The sequence below is a fragment of the Corallococcus sp. 4LFB genome (genome assembly GCF_046520365.1).
Classification (GTDB): domain Bacteria; phylum Myxococcota; class Myxococcia; order Myxococcales; family Myxococcaceae; genus Corallococcus; species Corallococcus caeni.
The window spans coordinates 1-9,646 of sequence record NZ_JBKGHJ010000343.1; the positions used below are offsets into that span (position 1 = coordinate 1).

The 9,646-nt window shown below is 71.8% G+C and carries 13 protein-coding genes; 8 read left to right on the forward strand and 5 right to left on the reverse strand.

Going from position 1 to position 9,646, the window contains the following annotated elements; all coding sequences use genetic code 11:
- The coding region (locus ACLEQD_RS29450) for a DUF6068 family protein (protein ID WP_410388582.1) at positions 1-186 on the forward strand (186 nt) is incomplete at its 5' end.
- A gap of 2 nt (positions 187-188) precedes the next feature.
- On the opposite strand, the gene ACLEQD_RS29455 is transcribed toward ACLEQD_RS29450, so the two are convergent.
- On the reverse strand, positions 189-449 hold the full coding sequence (locus tag ACLEQD_RS29455; RefSeq protein WP_410388584.1) for a hypothetical protein: 261 nt from the start codon (positions 447-449) through the stop codon (positions 189-191).
- Complete coding sequence (locus ACLEQD_RS29460; RefSeq protein ID WP_410388586.1) at positions 389-2,020, reverse strand: patatin-like phospholipase family protein; 1,632 nt, start codon at positions 2,018-2,020, stop codon at positions 389-391. The genes ACLEQD_RS29455 and ACLEQD_RS29460 overlap by 61 nt, the downstream gene beginning before the upstream one ends.
- 170 nt (positions 2,021-2,190) lie before the next feature.
- Between ACLEQD_RS29460 and ACLEQD_RS29465 the strand changes: the two genes are divergently transcribed.
- Positions 2,191-3,093, forward strand: a complete 903-nt coding sequence (locus ACLEQD_RS29465; RefSeq protein ID WP_410388588.1) for a bestrophin family protein — start codon at positions 2,191-2,193, stop codon at positions 3,091-3,093.
- A 4-nt stretch (positions 3,094-3,097) separates the two neighbouring features.
- On the opposite strand, the gene ACLEQD_RS29470 is transcribed toward ACLEQD_RS29465, so the two are convergent.
- Together ACLEQD_RS29470 and ACLEQD_RS29475 are read right to left on the reverse strand one after the other, a co-directional pair.
- Entirely contained in the window at positions 3,098-3,541 is a 444-nt protein-coding gene (locus tag ACLEQD_RS29470) for an organic hydroperoxide resistance protein (RefSeq protein ID WP_410388590.1), read from the reverse strand.
- A 34-nt stretch (positions 3,542-3,575) separates the two neighbouring features.
- Positions 3,576-4,019 carry a MarR family winged helix-turn-helix transcriptional regulator gene (locus tag ACLEQD_RS29475; RefSeq protein ID WP_410388592.1) on the reverse strand — a complete coding sequence of 148 codons (444 nt, stop codon included), beginning with the start codon at positions 4,017-4,019 and terminating at the stop codon, positions 3,576-3,578.
- A gap of 148 nt (positions 4,020-4,167) precedes the next feature.
- Between ACLEQD_RS29475 and ACLEQD_RS29480 the strand changes: the two genes are divergently transcribed.
- The 4 genes from ACLEQD_RS29480 to ACLEQD_RS29495 all read left to right on the forward strand — a co-directional run bounded on the left by ACLEQD_RS29480 (position 4,168) and on the right by ACLEQD_RS29495 (position 6,920).
- On the forward strand, positions 4,168-4,950 hold the full coding sequence (locus ACLEQD_RS29480; protein ID WP_410388594.1) for a HipA family kinase: 783 nt from the start codon (positions 4,168-4,170) through the stop codon (positions 4,948-4,950).
- Positions 4,928-5,326, forward strand: a complete 399-nt coding sequence (locus ACLEQD_RS29485; protein WP_410388596.1) for a DUF3037 domain-containing protein — start codon at positions 4,928-4,930, stop codon at positions 5,324-5,326. Before ACLEQD_RS29480 ends, ACLEQD_RS29485 begins: the two co-directional genes overlap by 23 nt.
- A 148-nt stretch (positions 5,327-5,474) precedes the next feature.
- A complete protein-coding gene (locus tag ACLEQD_RS29490; protein ID WP_410388598.1) occupies positions 5,475-6,446 on the forward strand; it encodes an endonuclease/exonuclease/phosphatase family protein in 972 nt (323 codons plus the stop codon).
- A gap of 81 nt (positions 6,447-6,527) precedes the next feature.
- On the forward strand, positions 6,528-6,920 hold the full coding sequence (locus ACLEQD_RS29495; protein WP_410388600.1) for a DUF488 domain-containing protein: 393 nt from the start codon (positions 6,528-6,530) through the stop codon (positions 6,918-6,920).
- 10 nt (positions 6,921-6,930) lie between these two features.
- Here ACLEQD_RS29495 and ACLEQD_RS29500 read toward each other — a convergent pair whose 3' ends face one another.
- Positions 6,931-7,680: a DnaJ domain-containing protein gene (locus tag ACLEQD_RS29500; RefSeq protein WP_410388602.1), complete on the reverse strand. Its 750-nt coding sequence runs from the start codon at positions 7,678-7,680 to the stop codon at positions 6,931-6,933.
- A 145-nt stretch (positions 7,681-7,825) separates the two neighbouring features.
- Here ACLEQD_RS29500 and ACLEQD_RS29505 point away from each other — a divergent pair, with 145 nt between their 5' ends.
- Both ACLEQD_RS29505 and ACLEQD_RS29510 read left to right on the forward strand, forming a co-directional pair.
- Positions 7,826-8,356 (forward strand): hypothetical protein, encoded by a 531-nt coding sequence (locus ACLEQD_RS29505; protein WP_410388606.1) that lies wholly within the window; start codon positions 7,826-7,828, stop codon positions 8,354-8,356.
- A partial coding sequence (locus ACLEQD_RS29510; RefSeq protein ID WP_410388604.1) for a M1 family metallopeptidase occupies positions 8,296-9,646 on the forward strand: 1,351 nt, incomplete at its 3' end. The genes ACLEQD_RS29505 and ACLEQD_RS29510, both read left to right, overlap by 61 nt.

The window sequence follows — 9,646 nt, forward strand, 5'->3', positions numbered from 1 at the left end:
CGCGTGCAGGTGACCCACTACGCCGCGGAGCCGTGGGGCGCCGCGCTCCAGGGGCTCGCGGACGAGGCCCGCTTCACCCCGCTCTCCGACGCCGTCTTCCGCGCCCCTCCGAAGGGCAAGCGCGTGGCCGAGGACAGCACCGCGCTCGCGGGCTGGGGCAGGTGGGTCCAGGACGGCGGGCAGTAGCGTCAGTTACACGTGCGGCGCTCCGGCTTGTCCGCGCGGCACTGCGCCACGGACGGGAGCGCCTCGCGCGCCTCGTCCGCCACCTCCACCAGCGGGCGCGCGCACTCCTTCGCCGCCAGCGTGCCCTGCACGCCGAACAGGGACAGCACCTCCGCGCAGCGCTTCTGCAGGGACTCCACGCCCGCCACGAAGAGCGGCTGCATCACCTCCGGCGTGAAGGAGTAGCCGCTCGCCGTCGCCAGGCCCGTCTCCGGCTTGAACATCCACGCGCTGCGCCAGCTGGTCGCCACCTGGTCGAAGCGCGCCGAGCCATCCACACCGACTGCCCCGCCCCCGGCCCCAGCGAGGGCGGCTGGAAGCCCGGGCCCCTGCGGCGGCAGAAGTCCTCGGTCGCGCCGCGCAGCGTGCAGACGTTGTACTCGCCCAGCCGGCGCGTCACCGCGAGCAGCTCCGCCTGCTGCACCTCGCCCACGCGCGGCTGCGCCACGAACAGGTCGATGGTGCGCATCAGCACGCTCATCGCGTTCTTCGGATCCGCCGACGGCGACGGGTTGGCCCCCCCCGTCGAAATCACCAGCACGCGCTCCGCCCCGCGCTGCACCGCCTGCAGCAGCGGCAGCCCCGAGCGCACCCCGCCGTCGTAGTACGTCCCCGTGCGGTCGCCCGCCGCCGACGGCAGCACGCCCACCGGGTTGGACAGCACCGGCTCCGCGATGGACGCCACGATGGCGTTCGTCATCCCGCCCTTGCGCAGCTTGTCCGACGCGCCCGCCTTGAAGTCCGCCGGGTCCTGGTCGCTCACGCTGAACACGTCGCCCGTCTGGAAGTCCACCGACACCGACACCAGCTCCGTGCCGTTGTGCAACATCTCCGGCTGGATGAACTGATCCAGCTTCGAATAGATGCCGTCGAACCGCACCAGCCCCCGCGTGTCCTCCGCCAGGTTCCACAGCCACGTGGAGTTCACGCAGTACAGGTCCGACTCCACCGTGCACGTGTAGTTGCCCAGCAGCTGCTTGCGCGCGTTCGCCTCCTGGCCCGGCGTGTGGAACAGGTCCACCAGCGTGCTGATGAGCGCGCCCGTGCTCGTGCCCGCCGCCAGGTCGATTCGCGCGTCCCCGCAGCCCTCCGGCGCGGGCTTGCCCCGGCACTGCTCCAGGATGCCCAGCAGCCGCCAGATGGCCCCCGCGCTGAACGCGCCGTTGGCCCCGCCGCCGCTCAGCACCACCGCGTTGCTGGGCCGCTGGAGGTCCCGGCGCCACGAGCGCGCCCGCACGTACGCGGCCGCGGACGCCGCGCCCTTCTGGATGCCCTGCGCGAGCACCTCGCGCGTCAGCGGCACCTCCAGCGACTGCTGCAGCGCCGCCAGCGACGGGCCAATGCCCAGCGTGTTCGCGAGGAAGCGCTGCGCGTCCACCTCCTCCACGGCCGGCGACGCCACGGAGAGGGACTGCACCGGCTGCGGCACGCCCCACGCGGACGCCTTCACCGTCCGGTCCACGTAGCCCGTGCGCTCGGCGTTCTCATAGCAGGACGCCGTGTCGTTGCCCGCGTGCTGGACCAGGCACGCCGTCATGTCCAGCACGGCCTCCGGAGCCGCGCCCAGCGCCTCCATCCACGCGCCCGCGCGCGCCGGGTCCACGTAGGAGTCCGTCAGCTGCGCGCGCGTCATCCCCGCCACGCGCTCCACCGCCGGCACCCGGGACGGCATGTCCTTGGGCGGCGACGCGTCCGGGGTGTTGAGCGTGTCCAGGAGCACGTCCGTACGCATGAAGCTGCAACCGCCCGCGCTGGCGGCGAGGAACATCAGCAGGGGCGTGAGGTGACGGCGCATGGGGACTCCTCCATGAGGAGAATGAGCGGACCGTCCTCCTCCTTAGCCGATGCCCCCGACGCCCGGCCATCACCCGAGACGCCAGGCATCCGCAATCTCGCAAAGCGCCGCTCGCGACGCGTCGCGGTGCGGTTAGCATGCGCGCCCCCGACCCGGAGGATGGACCCCACATGGTTGAGTATGACCCGCATCGCTGGTGGAGCTACTTCCACTACCTACGCGGTTCGATGGTGAAGGAGATCGTCGGTCGCGTGTTGCTGTGCGTCGTCTGGGCCGCGGCCGTGGCGGGCTTCTCCCAGCACGTGCGCAGCGTGGGCGTGCCGCCGACGGTGCACACGCTGGCGGGCATCTCGCTGAGCCTCCTGCTCGTGTTCCGCACCAACGCCTCCTATGACCGCTTCTGGGAGGGCCGCAAGCTGTGGGGCGGCATCGTCAACGAGACGCGCAACCTGGCCCGCGCGTCGGAGGTGTTCCTGGGCAGGACGCCGCTCTACGCCCCGCTGGTGCGCTGGACGGCCGCGTTCCCCTTCGCCACCGCCGCGTGGCTGCGCGGCCAGCAGCGGCATGTCGGCCCCCACACGGACACCCTGCCCCCAGGGGAGGTGGCCGGCGTGCTCAAGGCCCAGCACGTGCCGCTCGCCGTGGCCCGCCGGATGACCGCCGTGCTGGATGAAGGCCGCCGCCAGGGGCTGTATCCGGAGTACGTCCAGATGCAGCTGGACCAGAACGTCCAGTTGCTCATCGACTACCTGGGGGGTTGTGAGCGCATCCACCGCACGCCCATGCCCTTCGCGTACATGGTGCACCTGCGGCGCGCGCTCATCCTCTACTGCTTCACCCTGCCCTTCGCGCTGGTGGACACCTTTGGCTGGGTGACAGTGGCGGCCACCTTCGTGGTGGCGTACGTCTTCTTCGGCATCGAGGAGATCGGCGTCGAGATTGAAGACCCCTTCGGCACGGACGACAACGACCTGCCGCTCGACACCATCTGCCAGAACATCCAGAACAACCTGCTGGCGCTCCTGCCGGCCGAACCGCGAGCCCTCCCAGCGGAGGAGAGCCCGGGTCCGTGAAGGACTACTCCGCGACGGAGACCTTCACCTCGATGTTGCCGCGCGTGGCGTTGGAGTACGGGCACACCTGGTGGGCCGCCTCCATCAGCTGCTGCGCCTCCTCGCGGGGGACGCCCGGGAGGATGCCCGTGAGCTCCACCGCCAGGCCGAAGCCGCCCTCCGGCGTCTTGCCGATGGTGACGGTGGCCTTCACGCCGGCCTTCTCATCCAGCTTCTTGCCGGCCTTGCCCGCGACCAGGCGCAGCGCACTCTCGAAGCAGGAGGAGAAGCCCGCGGCGAAGAGCTGCTCGGGGTTGGTGGTCGTCGTCTTGCCGGAGCCGCCCAGCGGCTTCGGCATGGCCAGCTCCAGGCCGTCCAGCGGGCTCTCCGGCAGCAGCAGCCGGCCGTTGCGGCCGCCGTGCGTAATGGCGGTGGTGGAGTAGAGCGGCGAGATCTGGACCGGGGCCATGGTGTTGCTCCTTCGTGAGTGGATGCTGCGTGTCTCAAGCGCTGCGTGAAGAAACCTTCTCGAACAGCCGCTGGATGTCCCGGCGCAGCCGCGACAGCTCCTCCAGCGTCAGACCCGTGCGGCAGACGATGGCCTCCGGGATGGCCGCGGCCTTGCGGCGCAGCCCCTTGCCCTGCGCGGTGAGCGACACCGTCACCGACCGCGCGTCCTGCGTGGAGCGCTCGCGGCGCACGAAGCCCTGCGCCTCCAGCCGCTTGAGCAGCGGCGTGAGCGTCCCCGAGTCCAGGTACAGCCTCTCCCCCAGCTCCTTCACCGTGACCCCGTCCGTCTCCCACAGCACCAGCATCACCAGGTACTGCGGATACGTGAGCCCCAGCTTCGCCAGCAGCGGCGTGTAGGCCTGCACCATCGCGCGCGACGCCGCGTAGAGCGGGAAGCACAGCTGCAGGTCCAACCGGAGGAGGTCATCCGTCGACATGGGGAATATGTAGTGTGCAATTGAATTGCGCGCAACTGAATTGGAGCGGCGCGGGAAGCCGGGCGGGGTGCGGGGTGTTTCCCCCGGCGGGCAGGGCCGTGGTAGAGCCGCCACCCCCGGAGTGCCCGGGAACTGTCGAGGACGAGGGATGCTCAGGACGGTCACCGCCACGCGCTACGTGACGCCCTTGCGCGAGGGGGGCTCGCTGCCCGCCATCGTGGAGGCGAACGACGCGGGGCTCTATGTCGTGAAGTTCCGTGGGGCGGGTCAGGGCGCCAAGGCGCTCATCGCGGAGCTGTTGGCGGGGGAGCTGGCGCGCGTGCTGGGCCTGCGGGTGCCGGAGCTGGTGTTCGTGGAGCTGGACGTGTCGCTGGGCCGCAACGAGCCGGACAGTGAAATCCGCGAGCTGCTCAAGTCGAGCGCGGGGTTGAACCTGGCGCTGGACTACCTGCCGCGCTCGGTGACGTTCGACCCGCTGGCGGTGCCGGTGCCGGAGACGCAGGTGGCGTCCGCCATCGTGGCGTTCGACGCGTTCGTGACGAACGTGGACCGCACGCCGAAGAACCCCAACCTCCTGGTGTGGCACCGCAACCTCTGGCTCATCGACCACGGGGCGGCGCTGTACTTCCACCACTCCTGGGACGGGTGGGAGGAGCGCAGCCAGACGCGCTTCGCGCCCATCAAGGACCACGTGCTCCTGCCGTGGGCGCACGGGCTGGCGGAGGCCGGGGACCTGCTCAAGGAGCGGGTGACGCGTGAGGTGGTGGAGCGCATCGTGGGGGCGATTCCGGAGGCGTGGCTGGGCCAGGAGCCCGCGTTCGCGTCCACGGCGGAGCACCGCGCGGCGTACGTGACGTGGCTGCTGCGCAGGCTGGAAGCGGCGCCGGGGTTCATCGAGGAGGCGACGCGTGCCCACGCCCAGCTCGTTTGACTACGCCATCATCCGGCTGGTGCCCCGCGTGGAGCGCGAGGAGTTCATCAACGTGGGCGTCGTCCTCTTCTGCGTGCAGCACCGCTACCTGGGCGCGCGCGTGGAGCTGGACGTGGCGCGGCTGAAGGCGCTGTCGCCGGACGCGGACGTGGAGCTCTTGAGCGGCCACCTGGAGAGCTTCCGCCGCGTGTGCGTGGGCGGCAGGGACGCGGGCCCCATCGGGCGGCTGCCGCAGAAGGAGCGCTGGCACTGGCTGGTGGCGCCCCGGAGCACCATGCTCCAGACGGGCCCGGTGCACGCGGGCCTGTGCGACGACCCGGACCGCGCGCTAGAACACCTGCTGGACACGATGGTGCGGCTGAAGCCCGCTCCGTGAGCAGGCGGGCGGGCGGGGGCTTCGTCCGCTTGTCGGCACATCGCGGATGGCGGGGGCGCATCCCATCGTGAAGAGAGGGGGGAGGCCTGGACGTTCGTCCCGGGGCTTCCCATTTTTCGCCGCGAGCCTGGGGAGGTAGCGAGCCGCAATGGAGCCGTCACCGCTACGCATCGTCACGTACAACGTCCGCTACTTCGGACACATGCTCCGGGGGCTCGCGAGCACCGTGGGGCCCAAGCGCCGGGTGGCCGCCGCCCTGGCCACGCTGGATCCGCTGCCGGACGTCGTGTGCTTGCAGGAGGTGGAGACGATGTCGCTGCGCAGCAACATCGCGCACCGGCAGGTCCGCCCGGGGGAGACGCAGCTGGAGGCCTTCATGGCGCGCGTGGAGGAGACGTTCGCCCTCCAGGGGAGGGAGATGCCCTACGAGGCGTTCTACTTCCGCGCGCACCACTACAAGGTGGGCGAGGTGTCGCTGTACACGACGGGGCTGGCGATGCTCGTCAACACGCGCACGCTCCAGGTGGACCGGCACAACGTGGAGGCGCCGGAGCACATCACGCACCACCACGTGCAGGGCCTCAAGGAGCGCAAGCAGAGCCGCATCTGCGCGCACATGCGCGTCATCCGCCGTGGCGACCAGCGCGCGTTCCACATCTTCAACACGCACCTGAGCCTGCCCACGCCGTTCGCCCGCGAGTTCTGGGCCACGCGCGACAAGATGGGCTGCGGCGTGAACCAGCTGCACGAGGCGAAGAAGCTCACGGGCTTCATCGGGCTGCACGCGAAGGACGAGCCGTTCGTGGTGTGCGGGGACTTCAACTCGCCGCCGTCGTCGCCGGTGTACCGCTATCTCACGGCGGATGCGCACCTGACGTGCGCGCAGGCTGCGGTGGGGCAGATCAACCCGGCCCTGGCCCGCGGGTTCCCCACCGCGGGCTTCATGCACATGCGCATGCACCTGGACCACCTGTTCTCCGGTGGCGGCGTGAGCTGGCTGGACGCGGATGAGACGCGGCCCTTCGGAGACCTGAACAGCCGCTTCCATGGCCTGTCCGACCACGTGCCGCTCATCGCGCGCTTCCGGCTGGAGGCCCCGGCGCCGGTGCTGGTGACCTGAGAAGCAGGCCGCCGCGTCCCCGCCGGGTGCTCCCCGCGCGCGCCTCGCGTGGGCAGCGTGTCCTTTCGGAGGCTCGCGACGATGATTCGACTCCAGCGCGTCTATGACGAGGGCGGCCCGGCTCCCCGGGCGGGGACCCGCTTCCTGGTGGACCGGCTGTGGCCGCGGGGGCTCAAGAAGGCGGACCTCCACCTGGACGGCTGGCCCCGCGAGGTGGGCCCCAGCACGGAGCTGCGGCGGTGGTTCGCCCACGACGTGGCGCGCTGGGACGAGTTCCGGCGCCGTTACACCCGCGAGCTGGACGCGCACCACGACGCGTGGGAGCCGCTGCTCGAGGCCGCGCGCCAGGGCCGCGTCACCCTGCTCTACGGTGCCCGCGACACCGAGCACAACAACGCCGTGGTGCTGAAGGACTACCTGGAGGCCCGGCTGAAGCGCCCCGCGCGAACGAAGCCGCGCCGCACGGTGCACTGACGCGCCCGACTCATTCCTCGTCGCGCTCCAGGGCCTCCCACGCGTCCAGGATTTCACGCGTACGGCGCTCGGCGAGCGCGTGGAACTCCGGCGCCAGGTGCGCCACCTTGTCCGGGTGGTATTGCGCGATGAGCGTCCGGAACGCCTTGCGCGCCTCGTCCTTTGGCGTGCCCCGCTCGATGCCCAGCACCGTCCACGGGTCCTTCGCATCAGGCACGGCGGGCGGCGGGCTCACGGCACGACGACCGCGCGGGGGTGTGGCTTCATCGCTCGCGGGGCCGTAGCGTGGCGGGGCCTTCGGCGCGGGCTCCGGGCGGCGGTGGCCCGGGCGCTTCGCCGGGTCCGGCGCGGGGATGGCCGGGGAGAGGCGGCTCAGGGCCTCCTGGAGGAACCACAGGTCCTCCGTGGGGCTGGCGTGCTTGCGCACCACCGCGCGCGGCCGGCCACCCTCCAGCAGCACGTAGCCCGTGGCCGCCGCGTAGGCGCGCTTCTTGTCCTCCGGGTAGAGCCGGTCGCCCAGGTCCCCCAGCGGATCGCGCCACATGCCCTCCGGGGTGCCCTCGTCCGCCACGATGACCTGCGACAGCACGTGCCCGAACACGTCCTCCAGCGCCGCGAAGGGCTCACGCGCCTGCGGCGGACGCGTCATCGCCGCGCCGTGGCGCACCCCCGCCACCAGCATCAGCCCCTGCGCCGCGTCCACGAACGCGAAGAGCTTCTCGCGGACCTGCTTGTCGGAGAAGTAGAGAACGGCCTGCACGGTCCTCCCATCTTAGGGCCTTCAGGCCCCGGCCCCCCATCCGTTCCCCTCCCAACCCGCCGGGTCCGGTTCCTGGATTTCCGGCAAGGCGCGGTTCAAAGCGGCTCGACCCGGGGGCGGGCTTGCGAAAGAGTCACCCCCTCCTATGCGCTGCTGCCACCGCCACGCCCCCGCCGCCGCCGGGTCCTCCGACCCGCATCCGTTCAGCCTCCCCGGCGCCACCGAGCACTACGCCGCGCCCCGCCCCGTGCGCGCCGAGCACGTGCGCATCGAGCTGGACCTGGACTTCGCCCAGCACACCCTGGCCGGCACGTGCACCACCCGCGTGAGCGCCGTGCGCACCGTGTCCACCGTCACCTTCGACGCCGTGGACCTGGACGTCACCGACGCGCGCGTGGACGGCCGCTCCGCCGCCTTCTCCAACTCCGGCGCCCACGTGCGCGTGGAGCTGCCTCGCGCGCTCGACGCGGGCCAGGCGTGCGACATCGCGCTCACCTACCGCGCCCGTCCCCGCCGCGGCCTCTACTTCTGGGGCCCGACGCGGGCTACCCCGACCGTCCGCTCCAGGCGTGGACGCAGGGGCAGGACATCGACGCGCGGTGCTGGTTCCCCTGCCTGGACACGCCCGCGCAGAAGGCCACGTCGGAGGTCATCGCCACCTTCCCGGCGAACATGACGTCGCTGTCCAACGGCGTGCTCGTCAGCGACGTCACCACCGGCGAGCGCCGCACCCAGCACCACCGCATGGCGCAGCCGCACGCGCCCTACCTCGTCACGCTGGTGGTGGGCGAGTTCGACGAGGCCACCGACACCGCCGGCACCACGCCGCTGCGCTACCTGTTCCCCAGGGGCCGCCGCGAGGACGCGCTCCGGTGCGTGGCGCGCACGCCGCGGATGATTGCCGCGTACGAGTCCCTCACCGGCGAGCCCTACCCGTGGAGCGTCTACGCGCAGGTGTTCGTCACGGAGTTCATCCTGGGCGGCATGGAGCACACCACCGCCACCACGCTGGTGGACACGGTGCTGCACGACGCGCGGGCCCACCTGGACTACAACGCCGAGCCGCTCATCTCCCACGAGCTGGCGCACCAGTGGTTCGGCGACCTGCTCACCTGCCGCGACTGGCCCCACGGCTGGCTCAACGAGGGCTTCGCCACCTACTTCGAGGTCCTCTGGAAGGAGCACGGGGACAGCCGGGACGAGGCCGACCACCACCGCGCGCTCGACCTGGAGGCGTACCTGTCCGAGACGCGCGAGCGCTACGCGCGCCCCATCGTCGCCCGGAAGTTCCAGGCGCCCATGGACCTGTTCGACCGCCACCTCTACGAGAAGGGCGGGCTGGTGCTCCACGAGCTGCGCCGCCGCGTGGGGGATGACCTCTTCGTGCGCGCCCTGCGCCACTACGTCGCGGCCCACCGCCACGGCGTGGTGGAGACGGTGGACCTGGCGCGCGCCTTCGAGCAGGCCACCGGCCACAACCTGGACCCCGTCTTCGACCAGTACGTCTTCTCCCCCGGCCACCCGGAGCTGAAGGTGGAGGTCCGCTACGAGGCGGACGACGCGCGCCTGCGCATCAGCGTGCGCCAGACGCAAGCCACGGACTCGGGCACGCCCGTGTTCCGCCTCCCGCTGGAGGTGGCCGTCACCGTGAACGGCGAGGACACGCGCCACCGGCTGGAGCTCACGGACGCGGAGCACCGCTTCCACCTGCCCTGCCCCGCCGCGCCCACGCAGGTGCGCGTGGATCCGCGCCGCGACGTGCTGGGCACGCTGGACGTGGACAAGGCCGTGGGGCTGTGGCGCGAGGAGCTGGCGAAGGCGCCGGAGGCCCGCGCGCGCACGGAGGCCGCGCACGCGCTGGGGAAGGACGGGGGCTTGAGGTCGGTGGAGGCGCTGGGCCGCGCGCTGAAGGACGCGGACCTGTTCTGGGCCACCCGCGCCGCGTGCGCGAAGGCGCTGGGCCGCG

Bases quoted from the DNA above. Each gene is read 5' to 3' on its own strand.
- ACLEQD_RS29480 (WP_410388594.1), top strand. From the start codon at position 4,168: ATGCTCAGGACGGTCACCGCCACGCGCTACGTGACGCCCTTGCGCGAG.
- ACLEQD_RS29455 (WP_410388584.1), bottom strand. From the start codon at position 449: ATGTTCAAGCCGGAGACGGGCCTGGCGACGGCGAGCGGCTACTCCTTC.
- ACLEQD_RS29470 (WP_410388590.1), bottom strand. From the start codon at position 3,541: ATGGCCCCGGTCCAGATCTCGCCGCTCTACTCCACCACCGCCATTACG.
- ACLEQD_RS29505 (WP_410388606.1), top strand. From the start codon at position 7,826: ATGCGCTGCTGCCACCGCCACGCCCCCGCCGCCGCCGGGTCCTCCGAC.
- ACLEQD_RS29460 (WP_410388586.1), bottom strand. From the start codon at position 2,020: ATGCGCCGTCACCTCACGCCCCTGCTGATGTTCCTCGCCGCCAGCGCG.
- ACLEQD_RS29465 (WP_410388588.1), top strand. From the start codon at position 2,191: ATGGTTGAGTATGACCCGCATCGCTGGTGGAGCTACTTCCACTACCTA.
- ACLEQD_RS29475 (WP_410388592.1), bottom strand. From the start codon at position 4,019: ATGTCGACGGATGACCTCCTCCGGTTGGACCTGCAGCTGTGCTTCCCG.
- ACLEQD_RS29495 (WP_410388600.1), top strand. From the start codon at position 6,528: ATGATTCGACTCCAGCGCGTCTATGACGAGGGCGGCCCGGCTCCCCGG.
- ACLEQD_RS29490 (WP_410388598.1), top strand. From the start codon at position 5,475: ATGGAGCCGTCACCGCTACGCATCGTCACGTACAACGTCCGCTACTTC.